Annotated in this window: 14 protein-coding genes; 4 read left to right on the top strand and 10 right to left on the bottom strand. The window is 48.2% G+C overall.

What is annotated here, in order from left to right:
- Positions 1-33 precede the first annotated feature (33 nt).
- From FAH66_RS05865 to FAH66_RS05920, 10 genes are all read right to left on the bottom strand, one after another.
- Positions 34-939, bottom strand: a complete 906-nt coding sequence (locus FAH66_RS05865) for a DMT family transporter (RefSeq protein ID WP_137041002.1) — start codon at positions 937-939, stop codon at positions 34-36.
- Positions 940-1,133: 194 nt separating this feature from the next.
- Positions 1,134-2,336, bottom strand: a complete 1,203-nt coding sequence (trpB, locus tag FAH66_RS05870; RefSeq protein WP_137041003.1) for a tryptophan synthase subunit beta — start codon at positions 2,334-2,336, stop codon at positions 1,134-1,136.
- Positions 2,337-2,449: 113 nt separating this feature from the next.
- The gene (locus tag FAH66_RS05875) at positions 2,450-2,860 is read right to left on the bottom strand and encodes a hypothetical protein (RefSeq protein WP_137041004.1); all 411 of its coding nucleotides are present in this window, start codon (positions 2,858-2,860) and stop codon (positions 2,450-2,452) included.
- Between the two features lie 4 nt (positions 2,861-2,864).
- Positions 2,865-3,467, bottom strand: a complete 603-nt coding sequence (locus FAH66_RS05880; protein ID WP_137041005.1) for a DNA glycosylase — start codon at positions 3,465-3,467, stop codon at positions 2,865-2,867.
- Positions 3,468-3,503: 36 nt separating this feature from the next.
- The gene (locus tag FAH66_RS05885) at positions 3,504-4,124 is read right to left on the bottom strand and encodes a phosphoribosylanthranilate isomerase (RefSeq protein WP_137041006.1); all 621 of its coding nucleotides are present in this window, start codon (positions 4,122-4,124) and stop codon (positions 3,504-3,506) included.
- 303 nt (positions 4,125-4,427) lie between these two features.
- On the bottom strand, positions 4,428-6,653 hold the full coding sequence (locus tag FAH66_RS05890) for a DNA internalization-related competence protein ComEC/Rec2 (protein ID WP_137041007.1): 2,226 nt from the start codon (positions 6,651-6,653) through the stop codon (positions 4,428-4,430).
- A 482-nt stretch (positions 6,654-7,135) separates the two neighbouring features.
- Positions 7,136-7,807 carry a hypothetical protein gene (locus FAH66_RS05905; protein WP_049344263.1) on the bottom strand — a complete coding sequence of 224 codons (672 nt, stop codon included), beginning with the start codon at positions 7,805-7,807 and terminating at the stop codon, positions 7,136-7,138.
- Positions 7,808-7,822: 15 nt separating this feature from the next.
- Complete coding sequence (locus FAH66_RS11050; protein ID WP_137041009.1) at positions 7,823-10,840, bottom strand: RHS repeat-associated core domain-containing protein; 3,018 nt, start codon at positions 10,838-10,840, stop codon at positions 7,823-7,825.
- A 193-nt stretch (positions 10,841-11,033) separates the two neighbouring features.
- Positions 11,034-11,534 (bottom strand): SMI1/KNR4 family protein, encoded by a 501-nt coding sequence (locus FAH66_RS05915; RefSeq protein WP_137041010.1) that lies wholly within the window; start codon positions 11,532-11,534, stop codon positions 11,034-11,036.
- A 33-nt stretch (positions 11,535-11,567) separates the two neighbouring features.
- A complete protein-coding gene (locus FAH66_RS05920; protein WP_244284879.1) occupies positions 11,568-15,797 on the bottom strand; it encodes a DUF6531 domain-containing protein in 4,230 nt (1,409 codons plus the stop codon).
- Positions 15,798-16,130: 333 nt separating this feature from the next.
- On the opposite strand from FAH66_RS05920, the gene FAH66_RS05925 reads away from it, so the two are divergent.
- The 4 genes from FAH66_RS05925 to tssC all read left to right on the top strand — a co-directional run bounded on the left by FAH66_RS05925 (position 16,131) and on the right by tssC (position 19,879).
- On the top strand, positions 16,131-16,685 hold the full coding sequence (locus tag FAH66_RS05925) for a TagF domain-containing protein (RefSeq protein ID WP_137041011.1): 555 nt from the start codon (positions 16,131-16,133) through the stop codon (positions 16,683-16,685).
- Between the two features lie 4 nt (positions 16,686-16,689).
- On the top strand, positions 16,690-17,748 hold the full coding sequence (tssA, locus tag FAH66_RS05930; protein WP_137041012.1) for a type VI secretion system protein TssA: 1,059 nt from the start codon (positions 16,690-16,692) through the stop codon (positions 17,746-17,748).
- A gap of 81 nt (positions 17,749-17,829) precedes the next feature.
- Positions 17,830-18,345 (top strand): type VI secretion system contractile sheath small subunit, encoded by a 516-nt coding sequence (gene tssB / locus FAH66_RS05935; RefSeq protein ID WP_137041013.1) that lies wholly within the window; start codon positions 17,830-17,832, stop codon positions 18,343-18,345.
- 34 nt (positions 18,346-18,379) lie between these two features.
- Complete coding sequence (tssC, locus tag FAH66_RS05940) at positions 18,380-19,879, top strand: type VI secretion system contractile sheath large subunit (RefSeq protein ID WP_137041014.1); 1,500 nt, start codon at positions 18,380-18,382, stop codon at positions 19,877-19,879.
- The last annotated feature ends 12 nt before the right edge of the window (positions 19,880-19,891 follow it).

Genomic DNA, 19,891 nt, shown 5'->3' on the forward strand with positions numbered 1-19,891 from the left:
TTAGTCTCATTATTATATAACATATTTCCTATTTCAGACGGCACGTCTTCCGTACTGCATCAACGCCAATCCGACCACCGCCGCCAAACAGCCGGCAACCAAGGAAACATGCAATGCTTCGCCCAAAAACCAAGCGGAACACAAAATGCCGAATACCGGCACCAAAGTAATGTACGCCGCTGCGCTGCCTGCGCCCAAAGTCTTCACGCCTTCAAAATACCACGCATAGCTCAAGACCGTTGCCCCGACAGACAGGCCAATCAAAGCAAACCAGCCCCTGCCGTCCATTTCGGCAAGCATACCAAACGGCAGGCCGTCTGAAATCAACGCAGGCGGCAGCAACATCATTGCACCCAGCCAAGCGGTGGCCACGGTGACAGTCAGCGCATCAATCCCCCGCAACACCGCCCTGCCTATCATCGTATAAGTAACCAAGCAGCAAAGGCTGCAAAACACCAGCACTTCGCCCCACCCTATGCCGCCGCCCGACAAAAACGCCGCAATCTCGCCATGTGTGACCGCCCATATCGAGCCTGCCACTGCCAACAACATGCCCGACACAATCTTGCCGTTGAGTTTCTCGCCAAACAACAAAGCCGCAAAAAACATCGTCAGCACAGGATTGAACGTGACCAACACTGTCGCCCTTGAAGCAGGAATCCGCTGCAAACCCAGCATAGACAATACGGTAAAACCAAATACGCCGAATGTCGCCGCCAGTGCCAATCCAAGCCATTGTTTGCGCGACAAAACTGCCAAAGTACGCAACCGATACCGTGCAAACAGCCAGCCCAAAAGCAAGATTGCCGCCGTCAAAAAGCGCAGCATACCGCCCGTTAAAGGCGGCAGCGCCTGTCCCAGCATCCGCCCCATCGGCCAAGATGCGCCCCAAAACGCCGCCATGCCCAATAGTTTTAGATGGATTGCTAAATGTTTCATGGTGATGGATAACTTGAATAATTGGTTTAGAAAGCGTACAAGATCGGTTTGGAAGGATAAATTTCCTTAGCCGCCGACACTTGATAGAGTTTGCGCGGATAAAATACTACGCTGAATCATTATGGAAACAAAGGCCGTCTGAAAGACTGAAATCCAGCTTTTTCAGACGGCCTTTACTGCTCAATCAATAAGGCTTACAACTCAATGCCTTTGAGTTTCGCCACTGTATTAATGTCTTTGTCGCCGCGGCCGGACAGGTTGACCAGAATCACTTGCTCTTTGCCCATTTTCGGCGCGTTGGCGACTGCCCATGCGAGGGCGTGGCTGGACTCCAGCGCAGGAATAATGCCCTCAAAACGGCAGAGCAAATCAAAGGCTTCGAGTGCTTCGTCGTCTTTGGCGACGGTGTATTCGACGCGCTTGATGTCGTTCAGGTGGCTGTGTTCCGGGCCGATGCCGGGGTAGTCCAGGCCTGCGGAAACGGAGTGCGTCCCCAAGACTTGGCCGTTTTCGTCCTGCATCAGGTAGCTGCGGAAGCCGTGCAGTACGCCGATGGGGGCTTTGCTGGTAATCGGTGCGGCGTGGTCGGGGGTGTCCACGCCCAAACCGCCGGCTTCCACGCCGACGAGGCGCACGTTTTCTTCGCCGATATACGGGTGGAACAGTCCGATGGCGTTCGAGCCGCCGCCCACGCAGGCAACGGCAACATCAGGTTGGCGGCCGATGGCTTCCAACATTTGTTCTTTGGCTTCATTGCCGATCACGCATTGGAAATCGCGTACCATTTCCGGATACGGCGCAGGACCTGCGGCAGTGCCGATGATGTAGAACGTATCGTCCACACGTGCCACCCATTCACGCATGGCTTCGTTCATCGCGTCTTTCAGCGTGCGGCTGCCGCTGTCCACGCTGACCACGTTCGCACCCAATAATTTCATGCGGAACACGTTGGGCATTTGACGTTGGATATCGTCCGCACCCATGTACACGTCGCAAGTCATGCCGAAGCGTGCGGCGACGGTAGCAGAAGCCACGCCGTGCTGACCCGCGCCGGTCTCGGCAATCACGCGTTTTTTGCCCATACGGCGGGCGAGTAATGCCTGACCGATGGTGTTGTTGACTTTGTGCGCGCCGGTGTGGTTCAAATCTTCACGCTTCAGCCAGATTTGCGCGCCGCCCAAATGCTCGGACAATCGCGCGGCATGGTAAACAGGGCTGGGGCGGCCGACATAGTGTTTCAAATCATGGCGGAACTCTTCCCAAAATGAAGGATCTTCTTTCGCTGCTTTATAGGCTTCTGCCAATTCTTGCAAAGCCGGAATCAGGGTTTCGGAAACATACAGGCCGCCGTGTTCGCCGAAAAAGCCGTTCTCGTCGGGAGCGTGATAATTTTTCATGGGATTTTTTCCTTATTCGTTTTATGGTTTCAGACGGCCTGATTCAGTACAAGGCCGTCTGAAAGTAAAAATTGTCAGCAATTATAGCCGTTTTCCATTCATCTTGTCGGCAACTAATTGAATAATAATATCAGCAGACAAAATAGGAACAATAGCGTACAGCTCGATGTTGCAACCAATGCCGTATCCAACGGCGGCGCAATATGTTTTTCTTCGCTTTTGTTTCTCAAGCATATTTTTAATGCCAACATTCCGAGCCACAGCGCCAGTAACCAACAACCCAGAAAGTTAAGCACCAGTAAAGCAATAATCAACTCATTGGTATTTATAGTGCTTACGTTCAAAAATATCCAATTAAGGCCCTTAACAGACATAATGACTGCAGATATTTGTATCACATACAAAAGCGTTCCGCCCAACAATACCTTGATGTGCCATTGTTTGGCCTTCAGCCACACTGAGACGACATTAAAAAGCCACCACAAAGCCATAAACGTCATTAAAGAAATGTCATAACGATCCATCGCCCTACTCCTGAAAAACAGTCAATCCAGCCATTTCAAAAAAAGCCCGATATGCCGCCGCTTTTTTCGCTAAACTCAAAGGATAGGCACGCGAAGTCGAAGGCAGGCGCGTCAGGGTTAAATCACGTCCAGCATAAGGAAACGGCACTGTTTCTCCTGTCTTCAGCATTTTCATGCCGCTGCCTTGAATCTCCAACAAAACTTCGGTTGCCTTGCCGCCGGTGGTGCAAAGATGGCGGCACTCGGGCATTTGTGCCAATACTGCTGCCAAATCGACGGTTTCTATCACTTTTAAAAACTTATCCGAAGCATTGCCATGTTCGCGTATTGCCTTCAATACGGTCGGACAGGATGCAATCCCCTCCTCACTCAAAAACGCTTTGATTTTATCGGCATCAAACGCTTTTTCGCCTTGCTTTTGAAAATGCGCCGCATCGCCGAAAAACACCAGCCCATACACACGCCACATATCGTTTTGAAAATTCGGATAATGAAACTGCATCGCGTGTTTTTCTTCTTTAGGCGGAAACGTCCCCATCATCATGACCGTTGCCTGCGGCGGCAGCAAGGCTGCGAAAGGGTGGGACTCGACGATTGGCTCTTGCATATCTGTATTCCGGTTACTTTTCATTCAAACAAATTTTCAGACGGCCTTTACTGCCTGAATAAACGCCGCCATTTTCTCCCTGCTCTTAATCCCGCCGGAGATTTCCACGCCGCCGGACACATCCACCGCCGCCGCGCCACTGATTTTTACCGCTTCGGCAACGTTTTCCGCCGTCAATCCGCCGGCAAGTATCCACGGTTTGCCGATATTGCCATGCAACATGGTCCAGTCGAAACTTTGTCCCGTACCGCCGTATTCGGTCGGATGATAAGCATCAAACAGCAAAGCGCGGGCATTCGGGAATTTGGCACAGGCCGTCTGAATATCGGCAGCGGACTGTACGCGCACAGCCTTCAAATACGGGCGGTCAAACCGACGGCAAAAATCATCGTCTTCATCGCCGTGAAACTGAATCACATCTATCGGCACCTGACGCAAAATCTCGCGGATGGTTTGCTCGTTTTCATTCACAAACAAGGCCACCACCGATACAAACGGCGACAGGTTTTTCACAACCGCCTGCGCCTGCTCAATACTCACTGCCCGTTTACTCTTGGCGTAAAACACCAGCCCGATGGCATCCGCGCCCAATTCGGCAGCGGCCAGCGCGTCTTCAGGTCGGGTAATGCCGCAAATTTTGGTGCGTATGGTGTTCATGGGGATTGCCTTTTTAAACAGATAGGTCGGATATTATATAAGTTTAAGGCCGTCTGAACATGAAATATCAGGTTCAGACGGCCTTAAACTTTAAAACAAACATCAGCCGATAATTACTCATAACTTTGTGATTATTACCCTATTTTTAAACTGCCTATTTTTTCATCAAAATTAATTTATTCTTTATTATCAAATATCAAACCAAACTATCCACAATTGGATTCACACAAAATTTGGATAATGCCCGTTAATAAAAAATATTAAGGCCGTCTGAAAAATCTTTCAGACGACCTTTGATCCTTTTTACTCAAACGGTTTCTTCTGCCAATAAAACTTATCCTTTTTCAGACGGCCTTGAAATATATCGCCCTGTCCCAAAGCAAATACCAACGCGCCTGACAAATCCGTTCTCAATAAAGTAATGCCGTGCGCGCGGACACGATTTTGTACGGCAACGGTCGGATGTTTGTAGGCATTGGCATAGCCGCTGGATGCCACGGCATATTGTGGCGAAACCGTATGCAAAAAGCTGCCTGACGAAGCCGTGCTGCTGCCGTGATGTCCCAATATCAACACTTGGCTATACAGCGCATTGCCGTATTTCTCAATCAAACCGGCCTCGCCTTTCACACCCAAATCTCCGGTTATCAACAAGGCTTTGCCGTTTGCCACGACACGCAATACGCAGCTTTGGTCGTTATCTTCCTTGCCCGTATTTTCAGACGGCCTGAGCAACTCGAAATCTACGCCGTCCCATCGCCATTTGTCTTCTTGGCAAAACTCTGCATTCGGATAAAACTCAGGTTGTCCGGCAAGCAATTTATCGGTACCGACAGCCGCTACACTCTGAAAACCGCCGTCATGGTCAATATCATGGTGCGACAAAATCAAGCTGTCCAAACGGCGCACACCCATAGCGTTCAAACTCGGCACAATACCTGTTTGCGCCACTTGTTCCGTTCCCGTATCAAACAAAAGATTGCGGTTACGCGTTTGTATCAATACCGACAAACCTTGCCCTGCATCCATCACCGTAACTCTTGCCACCCCCTCCTCCAACTTGGCAGGACGGTAAAACACAAAACCCAATAAAACCAAACATGCCCAAGGTTTCAAGCCCATGCCTTTAGGCAACAATAACAGCAAAGCCGCCATCATCGCCAACACCAGCAAAAGCACAGGCGCTGCTGCGACGGCAAATTCAGGCGATACCGTAGCCAGCCATACCAAACCGCGTAAAGTATATTCCGCCAAAAATGCCGCTACCAACTGAACAAGCTCAAACGGGAAAACCGAACCCAGCAAAGCCAACGGCGTCAACACCCAAGAAAACCAAGGAATAGCCAGCGCATTAACCAACGGACTGAGCAAAGGTAACGAAGCAAACAAATAGCCCAGCAATACCACTGACAATACCGTCGCTGCCCATTGCCCCCGTACAGCCAAACTCCAGCCCGACTCTTTCAGACGGCCTGATGAAGCCCAAATCAAAGCAGCAACCAAACCGAATGACAGCCAAGTTCCCACGGCCAATACAGCCAACGGGTCCAACAACAAAACAACGGCCAAAGCCTGCCACCACGCCGTCCAGCCCGAGCCGCCACTGCCGCGCCACCATGCCCATGCAAACGCAGCCAACATCAACACACTGCGTTGCGTCGGCACAGAAAAACCGGCCAAAAGCGCATAAAACAAAGCACCGGCAACACCGCCGGCCAATATCCACACACGCGGTTTCGCCGGAATCCACGGTAAAGAACGGAAAATTCGCTTAATCAGCCAGGCAAACAATACTGCCACCATCGTCACATGCAAGCCCGAAATACTGACCAAGTGCGTCAGCCCCAAAGGACGGAATGCCTGCCACAAAGGCGGCCGCAATGCCGACTGCTCGCCAATACTCAAAGCACGCATCAGCCCTATGCCGTCTGAAAACTCAGGATACTTATCCCCTGTTCTCTGCCAACTCCGGCTTACCGCATCACGCATATTAGCCAAACCGAAACCGCCACCTTGCCGCACGAGTTTTCTGTCGCGCCCCAAAGTACCCATGCCATCGATACCATTGGCCAAAGCCCATGTTTCACGGTTCAAACCGCGCACATTCACTTCACCGATCACCGGCTTTACCCGCACCGGTACAGACCACCGACTGCCCACCGCCCAATCACGCCGCTGATAATCCGACAATATCAAATCAAATTCCTGCCCACGTTCATCCCAAGCCCTTGCCGCAAACTGCACACGCCGACCATCATCACGCGACATATCCGCCACTTCAACCGTCAAAACTTTAGCCGCCGCCTCCCCCACAGGCCATTGACCAGCCAAAACCAGCCCGGTCTGCCACACTCCAAACACCATGCCTACACAGACGGCCAGCACCAACCAAGCTACAGCAAATCTTCGACACAACGCAAGCACGCCAATGATTACAGACAACCAAGCCCACCATGGCGGTACAAACGGCAACGCAAACGAAAGCACTACACCCACCACCCAAGCAGGCAACATAAACCGCCACGCCATGAACGTTTTCCCTTAAATTATGATTATTAGATATGTAATAATAAGTGCTTTTAGAGAATTATGACAAATATTTGATTGCAGAATTTATGTGGGGATCCAGTCCGACGGGGTGGCTGTGTTCGACCATGATGTGGTTGCGGTAGGCGAAACCGCGCAGTTTTTTTGCCGTCGCGTCCGTAAACGGCGGTCAAATCGCCGTAGCCAAAATCGACTTCGGCAAACAGCAGCCGTGCGCCGCCTTCGGGTGAGGCGATTTGGTAGAGGTCGTCTGAAAGTTGGTTTTCAGACGACCTCTATGTTAACTGTTAATGAGATTGTTAAAGAACCAATATTTCAGACGACCTCAAAGAAGATAGTGAGGTTGTCTGAAAAGCGGAAACCGCGTGCGTGCGTACTGCACATATCCTACGTCAGGACTGAAGGTTTTGTGCGGGCTACGGCTTGCTACACACGCCACGTCAAAATTGGAAGTTTCACACAGGCTAAAACCAGCAAGTTGCTAGGACTGCACCATTCGAAATATCAACTTCCCAAGTATCTGAAATCAATCCTTTGTAATTGGACTCAACAATAAAATGTTCGTCATCTATCCAACGGAAATTCAAGCTACACCATATATCGATATAAGATGGTTGTTCTGTCAGCAACGTACCCTGCTTAACTATTTCCCCTTTTTTATCAGATACTGTCCAACTAATTTTAAAATGGTAAAGATCACAATATGCCCATAAGGAGAGATATTGTTTCCTATTGGGGCTAAGTTTCCGCTTTTTTATTTGCTTTTTAAATGTTAAATCAGACGTTAAACAGGTTTGGTAAGCAGTCTCCAATGGCTCTCTCGACCAATTGTAATCAGACGCAATATCAAGCATTCCTTGATGAACAACATTTAACTGCATGATTTTCTTATCTTTTTCTGATAGAGAGGTATACTTTTTGAAGTCAAAAAGCTGATAAGAATCAGCACTCCCCAATATTTTTTCTTTGGGCGGAAATGGACCATTCTCCCATAAGAAAATATTACATTTAATCACCTTTTTGGAATCAAACTTAGGTATTGAAATAAGATAAAGCTCCGGAATAGCAAAGGTTTCTTGATTAAATTCAGAAATTCTTTCATCGTTTTGAAAGTATAAACAAATTTCGTTAATCATAATTTCACTTTCACTTTAAGGTCTGTACTGTTTAGGAGGTCTCGCTCCATTATTAGCAGCTCTATAAGCCCTTACTTGAGCCTTTTCCCACGCTAAAGCTGCTTCTCTATTTGGTAGTCCATCAATCATTACCGAGCCTGCATAATTAGGATCGCCACCATACTTAACCCTCAATTTACTTCGAATCCTCGGCGAATTATTTTCTGTTTTAAAGTAATCTGCCTTTGTTCTAGTTTGCCCGCTAATACCATATTCCATTATTTGCCCTGTTCTTTTATCGTAAATTTTATATCCGTGCTGAGGCTTTTTTGAACTTTTACAGTTTCCATGACAAGCGCCTGCCTTTACCTGTGCTTTAGCCTGACTTTTCTCTTTTGAAGTATCACCACTTAGACTTAAAACTGCTCCAATGCCAATTGCTGTTAGTGCAGCTTGCCCTAAAGCAGTTAAAGCAGCACCTATTTCTGGTAAGAAAACTAATGCCATAGCTATAAAACCAGAGGGATCAGTCCATCCTTGCGCATTAGGTGCAAACCGATAAAGGTTACTACCACCCAACAACCCAATCGGGTCCTGATTCACAAACCGCCCGGCCTCAGGCTCGTAATAGCGCATCAGATTGTAATGCAGCCCGGTCTCTTCATCGAAGTATTGGTTTTGCAATCTGAACGGCTGATGCGCGTTCCGATAGACGCGTTCATCCTTTTTCAGACGACCCCAAGCTGTGTATTCGCCGTACCATAAGAGATTGCCGTGGATGTCGGTCATCTCCCTTGGTATGCCGATTTGGTCGTTGTGGAAATAGGCGAGGTATTGCTTGCCGTCTTTGGCATTGTCAAAGATTTGAGCCAGCGGTTCGTAGCTGTCTTGGTCGGTATAGATATAGGTGTAGTTGCCTTTGTAGGTGTACTCCTGAAGTAATCGCGTTCCGTCCCAAACGAAGTGGGTGCGTTTCGGGTCGGTACTCGTCCAGGCAAGTTTGTCTTGGCGTTCTTTAGAAAGCCGTCTGCCGAACGGGTCGTAGGCGTATGTCCAAATTTCGGTATTGCCGGCGGGCTTTTTGATTTCGGCGCGGACGAGTTGGTTTTCGAGATCGTATTGGTAATACTGGTTTTCGCCGTCGGGTAGCTGGCGGTAGATCAGGTTGCCCAGTGCGTCGTAGGTATATTCGATGCCGTTGTATGATTCTAGGCGGTTGCCGCTGCTGATGTTGTTGCCTTTGCCCTTTCCTTCTGCCGTTTTGTTGGAAAGGATGTTGTGGGCGGGATCGAAGGCGAAGGTTTCGCTGCGGCCGGTTTGGCTGTTGCGGGCTTCCTGAATGCGTCCGATTTTGTCGTAGACGTAATTAAGGACGCCGCTTCTTTGGTCGGCGCTTTGAATCAGGTTGCCGGCTTTGTCGTAGGCGTAGCGGCGGTTGACGGCGCCGCCGGCCAGCGGGTTTTGTTTGCCGTGAAGCGTTTGTGTGCCGCTCCGGACGGTACGCTGGCTTTTCAGACGACCCATGGGGTCGTAGTCGTACAGACTGCTGATGTTGCCCTGCGTCCTTTGGATTTCGCGGTGCAGTTTGTCGCGTTCGATGTCGCTGACGACTTCGCCGTTAAGGCTGATTTGGTGCAGGTGTCCGCTGCCGTAGTACAGGTAATCGATAGGGCGGCCGTCGGGCAGGATGGTGCGGATGCGGTTGCCCAACGGGTCGTATCGGTAGCCTACGGTGGCGCTTTGGCCGTTGTGGACGGTGGTTTCGCCGATGAGGCGGTTGAGTTCGTCGTAGGCGAGTTCGACGCTGCTGTGATGGTTGCGGGCTTTGGTCAGGTTGCCGGTAATGGGGTCATATTCGAAACGGGTGCGGCTGATGCCTTCGTCTTTGCTTTGTCCGTTTTTGTGGGACACTTTGCGGCTTTGTTTTTCGATCAGTTGGCCGAGGATGTTGCGTTTGAAATGGTGGATGTGCCAAGTCTCGGGACGCTCTTTCAGACGACCTTCATGATTGCTTTGACCGTATTCGGTCTGTTGCACCAGTTGTCCGGCGGCATCGTAGCCGTAGGCGGTGATTTTGCCGTCCCAACCGGTTTCTTGGATCAGGTTGTCGGTCGGGTCGTAATCGAGACGGTAGGTTTCGCCGTTTTCGTTGGTGAGGACGGTCAGACGGCGGGCTTTGTCGTAGGCGTAGGCGAAGGTATGGCCCAGCGCGTTGGTGCGTTTGAGCGGCAGTCCGTCCACTGCGAGTTCGTAGGCGGTTTTGGCACCGAGTCCGTCGATGTGGGCGGTCAGACGGTTGAGGCGGTCGTATTCGAAGGTTTCGTGACTGCCGTCGGGGTAGTCGGTACGGACCGGGTTGCCCGCTGCGTCGTAGTGGTGGCGGGTGGTATGGCCCAGCGCATCGGTAACGGTTTCGAGATCGCCGTATTCGGTGTAACCGAAACGGGTGGTTTCGCCGGTACAGTCGGTAAAGCTGACGAGTTGGTCGAGGGTGTCGTATTGTAGGCGTCGGGTTTTGCCTAAGGCGTCGGTAATGGTTTCGGGCAGCCATTGGGCGTTGTAGCCGTAGCTGGTGGTGTAACCGGCGGGGTCGGTGATACTGATGAGGTTGCCACGTTTGTCGTAATCGTAGGCGGTAATCCTGCCTGCGGGATCGTTGACGGCAACCGGCAGGTTGAGGGTTTCGTGGTAGTCGATTTGGGTGCTGCTGCCGTCCGGCGCGGTGATGGCGATGACGTTGCCTTCGGTATCGTAGAGATAGCGGGTTTCGCGTCCGAGCGGGTCGCGCTCTACGGTAATGCGGCCGTAGCTGTCGCGTTCGCTGTCGCTGCGCTGTCCGTCGGCGTCGATGCGGTAGACGAGTTCCCGGTTTTCGTCGAAACCGTACACTTCCGTCCGTCCCAATGCGTCGGTAACGACGGTATGGTCTTTGCGGTAGGCGAACGTCCATTCTTCGCCGAGGTTGTTGCTGCTTTTGAGCACTTTGCCGTCGGTGTCGTAACGGTCGTATTCGTAGCGGGACACCAGTCCGTCGGGCTGGCTGTGTTCGACCATGATGTGGTTGCGGTAGGCGAAACCGCGCAGTTTTTTGCCGTCGCGTCCGTGAACGGTAGTGAGAAGTTGAATTGTTAAAGAACGAGAAAGGCCGTCTGAAAAGGTTTAGGATAGTGTTTTCAGACGGCATGGTGTTATTTTTGTTAGATTTGCTAAATGATAAATATTTTTAAAATTGATTATTCAAAATTTTTTAAATTTCCTCTAGTTTTTCTTTCATCAAGTTTTCTAGCCAGTCTTCAAATTTTTCAAATTCAGTATCCTCTTCCCACTCTTCAGGAGGAATATCAGGAAAAAAAACACCAAAATTTTCATTTTCTTTTGTAAGAAGGAAACCAGCTTGCTCGCCAGTTCTTGGAATGGAAATTGTAATTAAGATATTAGGGAATAAATTACAATCAGTTCCTTCAAAAACTTGTTGTGACCAATCATAAAGTTCGTTAGGAGCTAAAAAATCGAATCCAGGTAGTGACTCATCTTGAAACAAAGTACAAGATCCTACTGTTAGAAGAAATTCTCTATATATATTAGGGAATTTGACTTTATATTTTTTTTCAAAATCATTTATCTCATTTAAAGAAACATCATATCTTTTTTTAAAAATAAAATTTGATTTTCCATAATTAATTAAGTTTCCATTACTAGATTTGATTAAATCTTGTATATCCACAAGAATTTTTTTGAAATTATCCATAAATTAATATCCTTCATTCAATTTTTATATCTATTATCTAGGAACAATCTGGTTAATTATTCCTGTTGGGGTGCTATATGGCAAATGTGTTCGTAGGGCAGACCCAGTACCGTGTATAGTTGCATTATGAGGGTGTTTCACAGGAGTTAGATTCCACCATGTATTTGAACCACCATTTTTAAGTGGAATTATATGATGAGGAGTAGCTCCTGCAGGCCATGTATGCCCTGTTTCACGTTCCCACTCTCGTATTAAGCTTTTTTCTCTTCGAGAAAAGTCTTTACGCATCATGCGATTTTGTCGGACGCTTCTTTGTTTTGCACTAGGTAGTTTATCCTTAATCAAACATTTTTGTCTTTGGCTAACAGGAACAAGTGACCACTTATCAACATCATCCATAATGTCATCATATGGAATAATTCTTCTAGGCTTCTTATTCCGTTTTTTCTTCAAACCCAATGGATCAAACCAAGCATTTGTATTAGAAGCAAAACTATACAAATTGCTCCCACCTAATAGTAAGATAGGATCCTGATTCACAAACCGCCCGACCTCAGGCTCGTAATACCGCATCAGATTGTAATGCAGCCCCGTCTCTTCATCGAAGTATTGGTTCTGCAATCTGAACGGCTGATGTGCGTTCTTATAAACCCGCTCGTCCTTTTTCAGACGACCCCAGGCGGTATATTCGCCGTACCATAACAGATTGCCGTGAATGTCGGTCATCTCTTTAGGTATGCCGATTTGGTCGTTGTGGAAATAGGCGAGGTATTGTTTGTCGTCTTTGGTGTTGTCAAAGATTTGCGCCAGCGGTTCGTAGCTATCTTGGTCGGTGTAGATATAGGTGTAGCAGCCTTTGTAGGTGTACTCCTGCAATAAGCGGCTGCCGTCCCAGACGAAGTGGGTCCGTTTCGGATCGGTACTCGTCCAGGCAAGTTTGTCTTGACGCTCTTTGGAAAGCCTTCTGCCGAACGGGTCGTAGGCGTATTCCCAAATCTCGGTATTGCCGGCGGGCTTTTTGATTTCGGCGCGGACGAGTTGGTTTTCGAGGTCGTATTGGTAATATTGGTTTTCGCCATTGGGCAGCTGGCGGTAGATCAGGTTGCCCAGTGCGTCGTAGGTGTATTCGATGCCGTTGTATTCTTTGAGGCGGTTGCCGCCGGTAAGGTTGGGGTTGGCAGGTGATTTCATACGACCTTGAGTTTTAGGGTCGTCTGAAATCGGGGCGGTCGTTTTGCCCTCTCCCCGGCCTTCTCCCACGGGAGAGGGAGTAGATGTCGGGATGTCGAGGATGTTGTGGGCGGGGTCGAAGGCGAAGGTTTCGCTGCGGCCGGTTTGGCTGTTGCGGGCTTCCTGAATGCGTCCGATTTTGTCGTAGACGTAATTAAGGACGCCGCTTCTTTGGTCGGCGCTTTGAATCAGGTTGCTGGCTTTGTCGTAGGCGTAGCGGCGGTTGACGGCGCCGCCGGCCAGCGGGTTTTGTTTGCCGTGAAGCGTTTGTGTGCCGCTCCGGACGGTACGCTGGCTTTTCAGACGACCCATGGGGTCGTAGTCGTACAGACTGCTGATGTTGCCCTGCGTCCTTTGGATTTCGCGGTGCAGTTTGTCGCGTTCGATGTCGCTGACGACTTCGCCGTTAAGGCTGATTTGGTGCAGGTGTCCGCTGCCGTAGTACAGGTAATCGATAGGGCGGCCGTCGGGCAGGATGGTGCGGATGCGGTTGCCCAACGGGTCGTATCGGTAGCCTACGGTGGCGCTTTGGCCGTTGTGGACGGTGGTTTCGCCGATGAGGCGGTTGAGTTCGTCGTAGGCGAGTTCGACGCTGCTGTGATGGTTGCGGGCTTTGGTCAGGTTGCCGGTAATGGGGTCATATTCGAAACGGGTGCGGCTGATGCCTTCGTCTTTGCTTTGTCCGTTTTTGTGGGACACTTTGCGGCTTTGTTTTTCGATCAGTTGGCCGAGGATGTTGCGTTTGAAATGGTGGATGTGCCAAGTCTCGGGACGCTCTTTCAGACGACCTTCATGATTGCTTTGACCGTATTCGGTCTGTTGCACCAGTTGTCCGGCGGCATCGTAGCCGTAGGCGGTGATTTTGCCGTCCCAACCGGTTTCTTGGATCAGGTTGTCGGTCGGGTCGTAATCGAGACGGTAGGTTTCGCCGTTTTCGTTGGTGAGGACGGTCAGACGGCGGGCTTTGTCGTAGGCGTAGGCGAAGGTATGGCCCAGCGCGTTGGTGCGTTTGAGCGGCAGTCCGTCCACTGCGAGTTCGTAGGCGGTTTTGGCACCGAGTCCGTCGATGTGGGCGGTCAGACGGTTGAGGCGGTCGTATTCGAAGGTTTCGTGACTGCCGTCGGGGTAGTCGGTACGGACCGGGTTGCCCGCTGCGTCGTAGTGGTGGCGGGTGGTATGGCCCAGCGCATCGGTAACGGTTTCGAGATCGCCGTATTCGGTGTAACCGAAACGGGTGGTTTCGCCGGTACAGTCGGTAAAGCTGACGAGTTGGTCGAGGGTGTCGTATTGTAGGCGTCGGGTTTTGCCTAAGGCGTCGGTAATGGTTTCGGGCAGCCATTGGGCGTTGTAGCCGTAGCTGGTGGTGTAACCGGCGGGGTCGGTGATACTGATGAGGTTGCCACGTTTGTCGTAATCGTAGGCGGTAATCCTGCCTGCGGGATCGTTGACGGCAACCGGCAGGTTGAGGGTTTCGTGGTAGTCGATTTGGGTGCTGCTGCCGTCCGGCGCGGTGATGGCGATGACGTTGCCTTCGGTATCGTAGAGATAGCGGGTTTCGCGTCCGAGCGGGTCGCGCTCTACGGTAATGCGGCCGTAGCTGTCGCGTTCGCTGTCGCTGCGCTGTCCGTCGGCGTCGATGCGGTAGACGAGTTCCCGGTTTTCGTCGAAACCGTACACTTCCGTCCGTCCCAATGCGTCGGTAACGACGGTATGGTCTTTGCGGTAGGCGAACGTCCATTCTTCGCCGAGGTTGTTGCTGCTTTTGAGCACTTTGCCGTCGGTGTCGTAACGGTCGTATTCGTAGCGGGACACCAGTCCGTCGGGCTGACTGTGTTCGACCATGATGTGGTTGCGGTAAGCGAAACCGCGCAGTTTTTTGCCGTCGCGTCCGTAAACGGCGGTCAAATCGCCGTAGCCGTCGTAGTCGTAGCGCACCAGTTCCTTGCCGTTGAAGGTGACGGAGGTGAGGCGGTTGACGTAGAAACGCTCGTCTTCGGAAACGAAGACGTCCCGCTCCCCGGCCGGGTCGAAGTCGGGATCGTTGTCGTGCAGACGGATGGAGGAGAATACGGGTTGGAAGTGTCGGCCGCTGCCGTCGTAAATGCTGTGCGGCAGTCCGTTGTCGTCGTAGCAGAGGCGGATATGGCGGCCGTTGCGGTCAAGTTGGGCGACCAGTTGGTAAATGCCGCAACCGGAATCGACTTCGGCAAACAGCAGCCGTGCGCCGCCGTCGGGAGAGGCGATTTGGTAGAGGTCGTCTGAAATCTGAGAAAAGAAGATTTGTTCGTAAGGATCGAAATAGGCGTCATCTAGACCGTAGGGGTCTTCTTCAGCAGAAGCAGGTCGCGGTGCAGCCTCTTCTTCATATAAATCGTCTTCATCTTCGTCATCTGCGGAATAAGGCTTGTCCGCTTCATCGCTAATATCCGGCAACGGAATTTCCCTGCCCTGCTCATCAATATAAAGGAATCCGTCGGCAGTACGGGCAAGACGCATAGAGAACGGCAGCGACCAACCTTGTCCCAGCCAGCCGTTGCCGATTTGGTCGGAATAATAGCTGCGCTGCCAAACAAGGGGAAGCGGGGAATCGAAAGCAAAGTCGGTCTCTGTATCGTCAAATAGGACTTTGATACCAAGTACAGCATTAACAGGGTTACCGATAGCTGCAGCAACCTTACAGGGTATGCAGTGACCATGACCAGAAGTAACCACCCCACCATCAGAACCTGCTCCACTACCCCCACCGAAACCACTAACCATTTTTCGAGAAGGTAGCCTAATACTAGGCAAACCTGGAACCATTGAAGCGAGCGAAACTACATCAGATACAGTATCAGCCACATTAGCTGCAGCAGAGTCAGGAGCAACCAAAGAAAGGGCACTAGAGGCCACATCGGCCACCATCTCTATCACATCTACCGGCCCGGCCGCATTAGTCAGCGGCTCTGGCGGATTGGCAGAACCTTGAGACACCATAGCAGGTGCAGAAGGTTGAGGAACAAGAATACCTATGGTGTTACCGGAAGAGGACATGCGATTACTCCGTCGAAATCCTAATTAATCTACAAGTAGAAACCTCAAAACAAGGAACCTCAATTACTTTCTGAGGACTTTGAACACATTATTTTGCAAAAATTATAACAAACAATAAGCTATAAATAAAACAGTATTTGATAAACTTAATTATTCATTTTTCATATGGTAAACGCATATTTTAAAAGATTATTTACATTTCTTAGGTTATTATTTCAAGCGGTTTAAATTTATATTTATCAATACATCGAATTATGCTAGAGTACGAGTTTAGCAGTTGTATCTAATTAGCAACTTGGGAATCTAAAACCTCTTCTCTTGTGATGACTACTTATGCTTAAGCAAAATGAAGTCTATTTTTTTGGCAAACTGAATCAATCACGTGATTTTATTTTCTCCGAGAATCTTCAGACTAACGATAGATTCTTTTGGGATAACTGGTTTAACCGATGTTCCGGCCAAAACAAATTAATTTCATTCACTCGAAAAACATATTCCCCTTTGCAAATTTGGCTATTTTGTATCAAATTACCTGATGGTCTTATTTATACAGGCATAACTACTGGTAGTTCTGATAAAATTGGCAGAAAATATCCATTTGTGTTATTTTATAAACCTAGCTCTATTTCTGAATCACTTGATTCTCTTTTTTCTCTTTTAAAGAAAAAAAATTCCTTTCACGAGATATTAAAAGAAGGGAAATGTTGTATCGAAAATTTTTACAGTAGTGATACAACAAGGAACCCTATCCTCTCTGAATCCTTTCACAACTTTTTATCTGATTCAGACGGCATTGGTAGTTTTTGGCAAGAAATTGAAAGCGGTGACCACATAAAACATGAAGGCCTCCCCTCATGCTCACTGTTTAATAAGTTATTTGGATCATAAGTAGATGAACACATTTCCTCGATGGGACGAACCTATCTCTATCGACAGTCCCGAAGGTGTAAATATCGAATACGATAGCCGCTTTTTAGAACTACAAAGCGTAGCTGAAGGCAAACCAGAACAACAGTATGGTGACACGATTATTTCGGCAGAAGAAGCTGATTGGGCAACGGTAGAAAAGTTATGCAATCAATTGCTAGCTGAATCTAAGGATTTGCATGTCCTAGCCTACTATACACAGGCGCTTACAGCCAAACATGGACTCGTAGGGTTCTGTGCTGGTTGCGAAGCAATCAAAGCTAATATAGACCTGTATTGGGAATCCATTTATCCTAAACTAGAGGATGAAGACGGTGAATTTGATCCATTTTACAGGATTAATGCCCTTAGCTCCTTTACCACACTTGATGGCATCATAAAAGAAATTCTTTCATCTAAATTATTGATAAATGGGTTAACCCAACAGCCAATTACTGTAAAAGAAGCTGTTTCTATCTTACAAGGGAATGATCCACAAAATTATCCGGGAGGTAAAGAACGGTTAATGCTCGATATTAGGGTGAATGCCGATACGGGGAAACCTGAATTGACCGCATTAATTCAGGCATTGGACTGTCTGAAAGACATCCAACGCATTTTCTCGTCTAATTTACAGGATGAACACTCACTTGATTTTGATGTTATTCAGAAACCTCTTACCCTAATTCACAAAGCCATCAACTATAATGATGGGAGTACTCCCTCAGTACAACAGACAGAACAGTCAGAGTTACCCTCTGAAACTAACAGCTCAACTATTACACAAGAACAATCTATTCAAGAGGCCGATGCATGGCGCCGTTTGAATATTAAAAATCGTGCTGATGTTGATTTAGCTTTAGAGAAAATCTGCATTTATTTTGAAACTCTTGAACCCAGCCACCCTGCACCACTGTTTATCCGCAGGGTACAACGACAAATGAATATGAATTTTTATGACATCATGAAAGATATTAGCCCAGAAAGTATTGCCAATTTAGAAGTTTTAATTGGCAAACCGGATGAAGATACAGTAAACTCATGAACCTAGCATACCTCATCCACGATTTAGTAAAATTTTTTTAATAAATACAACAACATTATTAATCATCCTAAGGTTATAACCATGTCACGAAATAAATCATCAGGTCAAAAGTTTATTGCCCGTAATCGAGCTCCTCGCGTGCAAATTGAGTATGACGTAGAATTGTATGGTTCAGAGAAAAAAATCGAACTGCCTTTCGTTATGGGTATTATGGCCGATTTGGTTGGCAAACCTGTTGAGCCCTTACCTGAATTGGCTGAACGAAAATTCTTAGAAATTGATGTAGACAATTTCGATGAACGCATGAAAGCCCTTAAACCTCGCGTTGCCTTCAACGTAAAAAATACATTGACAGGTGAAGGGAATTTGAATGTAGAACTCGAATTGGAAAGCATGGATGACTTCTCACCAGCGGCAATAGCTAAAAAAGTAGCACCTCTAAATGAACTTTTACAGGCGCGTACTGAACTATCTAATTTACTCTCATATATGGATGGTAAAAGTGGGGCTGAAGAATTAATTGGAAAAGTCTTAGGGGATAGCGAATTGCTAAAAAGTCTTGCAGCTGCACCTAAATCAACATCCAAAGATGAATAATAGTCTCTAATAAAACTAGAAGTGAAAGTAAATCATGGCTGAAAAACAATTAGATACCCTAGGAAATGGAAGTTCGCAACATGTGTTTGCAACCAATGAATTTGAACAGCTGCTTCAAAAAGAATTCAAACCTAAAACGGAAGAAGCTAAAAGCGCTGTAACTAATGCAGTCGCAACATTGGCTCAGCAAGCCCTACAAAATGCCGTGACCATTTCAGATGATACCTATCAAACTATTGAAGCAATTATTGCCGAACTTGATAGAAAGCTTTCTGAACAAATCAACTTGATCTTGCATCATGAGGATTTTCAAAAACTTGAAGGTGAATGGCGCGGCCTACATCATTTAGTAACAAACACTGAAACAGATACTTTGTTAAAAATCAAAGTATTGCCTATTTCCAAAAAAGAAGTTGCTCGTAACTTAAAACGCTTTAAAGGTACAGCCTGGGATCAAAGCCCACTCTTTAAACGCATATATGAGGAAGAGTACGGCCAATTCGGTGGCGAACCTTTTGGTTGCTTAGTTGGTGACTATTATTTTGATCATTCTGCCCCTGATGTAGAAATGCTCAATAGCCTTGAAAAGATTGCCGCGGCTGCGCACTGCCCATTTATTGCAGGTGCATCTCCCAAGCTAATGCAAATGGAATCTTGGCAAGAATTAGCTAATCCGCGCGACCTGAGCAAAATCTTCCAAAATGCGGAATACGCTCCATGGCGAAGCCTGCGTGAATCCGAAGACTCTCGTTATATCGGCTTAGCTTTGCCTCGTTTCCTGTCTCGTCTGCCTTATGGTGCCACGACAAACCCCGTAGATGAATTTGACTTCGAGGAAGAGACAGAGGGTGCGGATCATAACAAATATACTTGGGCCAATGCAGCTTATGCAATGGCAGTAAATATTAACCGTTCATTTAAATACTATGGCTGGTGCACTGCCATTCGTGGCGTAGAATCAGGCGGTATCGTTGAAAATCTTCCCTGCCACACATTCCCAACCGATGATGGCGGTGTAGACATGAAATGCCCAACAGAAATTGCCATTAGCGACCGCCGTGAGGCAGAGCTGGCTGCATTGGGCTTTATGCCATTAATTCATCGTAAGAACACAGATTTAGCTGCATTTATCGGTGCACAATCTTTGCATAAACCATCTGAATATTATGATCCAGATGCTACTGCCAATGCACGTTTGTCTGCTCGCTTGCCTTACTTATTCGCATGTTGCCGTTTCGCACACTACTTAAAATGTATTGTTCGCGACAAAGTTGGCTCATTCCGTGAACGTGATGACATGGAACGTTGGTTGAACGAATGGATTATGAATTATGTAGATGGAGACCCCGCTAACTCCACCCAAGAAACAAAAGCCCGTAAGCCATTGGCTGCTGCAGAGGTAGTTGTAGAAGAAGTAGAAGATAATCCAGGATACTACACTTCTAAGTTCTTCCTGCGTCCTCATTATCAACTTGAGGGACTTACCGTTTCTCTACGCTTAGTTTCCAAATTGCCTTCGACTAAACAAGAATAGTCAGGCTTAGTT

Source organism: Neisseria subflava (assembly GCF_005221305.1).
In the GTDB taxonomy this organism is placed as follows: Bacteria; Pseudomonadota; Gammaproteobacteria; order Burkholderiales; family Neisseriaceae; genus Neisseria; species Neisseria subflava.

Excerpts from the sequence above, each read along its gene's own strand:
- FAH66_RS05920 (WP_244284879.1), bottom strand. The coding sequence starts at position 15,797 with ATGTCCTCTTCCGGTAACACCATAGGTATTCTTGTTCCTCAACCTTCT.
- FAH66_RS05915 (WP_137041010.1), bottom strand. The coding sequence starts at position 11,534 with ATGGATAATTTCAAAAAAATTCTTGTGGATATACAAGATTTAATCAAA.
- FAH66_RS05925 (WP_137041011.1), top strand. The coding sequence starts at position 16,131 with ATGCTTAAGCAAAATGAAGTCTATTTTTTTGGCAAACTGAATCAATCA.
- trpB (WP_137041003.1), bottom strand. The coding sequence starts at position 2,336 with ATGAAAAATTATCACGCTCCCGACGAGAACGGCTTTTTCGGCGAACAC.
- tssA (WP_137041012.1), top strand. The coding sequence starts at position 16,690 with ATGAACACATTTCCTCGATGGGACGAACCTATCTCTATCGACAGTCCC.
- tssC (WP_137041014.1), top strand. The coding sequence starts at position 18,380 with ATGGCTGAAAAACAATTAGATACCCTAGGAAATGGAAGTTCGCAACAT.
- FAH66_RS05875 (WP_137041004.1), bottom strand. The coding sequence starts at position 2,860 with ATGGATCGTTATGACATTTCTTTAATGACGTTTATGGCTTTGTGGTGG.
- FAH66_RS05885 (WP_137041006.1), bottom strand. The coding sequence starts at position 4,124 with ATGAACACCATACGCACCAAAATTTGCGGCATTACCCGACCTGAAGAC.
- FAH66_RS05865 (WP_137041002.1), bottom strand. The coding sequence starts at position 939 with ATGAAACATTTAGCAATCCATCTAAAACTATTGGGCATGGCGGCGTTT.
- FAH66_RS05880 (WP_137041005.1), bottom strand. The coding sequence starts at position 3,467 with ATGCAAGAGCCAATCGTCGAGTCCCACCCTTTCGCAGCCTTGCTGCCG.
- FAH66_RS05890 (WP_137041007.1), bottom strand. The coding sequence starts at position 6,653 with ATGGCGTGGCGGTTTATGTTGCCTGCTTGGGTGGTGGGTGTAGTGCTT.
- FAH66_RS11050 (WP_137041009.1), bottom strand. The coding sequence starts at position 10,840 with ATGGTCGAACACAGCCAGCCCGACGGACTGGTGTCCCGCTACGAATAC.
- FAH66_RS05905 (WP_049344263.1), bottom strand. The coding sequence starts at position 7,807 with ATGATTAACGAAATTTGTTTATACTTTCAAAACGATGAAAGAATTTCT.
- tssB (WP_137041013.1), top strand. The coding sequence starts at position 17,830 with ATGTCACGAAATAAATCATCAGGTCAAAAGTTTATTGCCCGTAATCGA.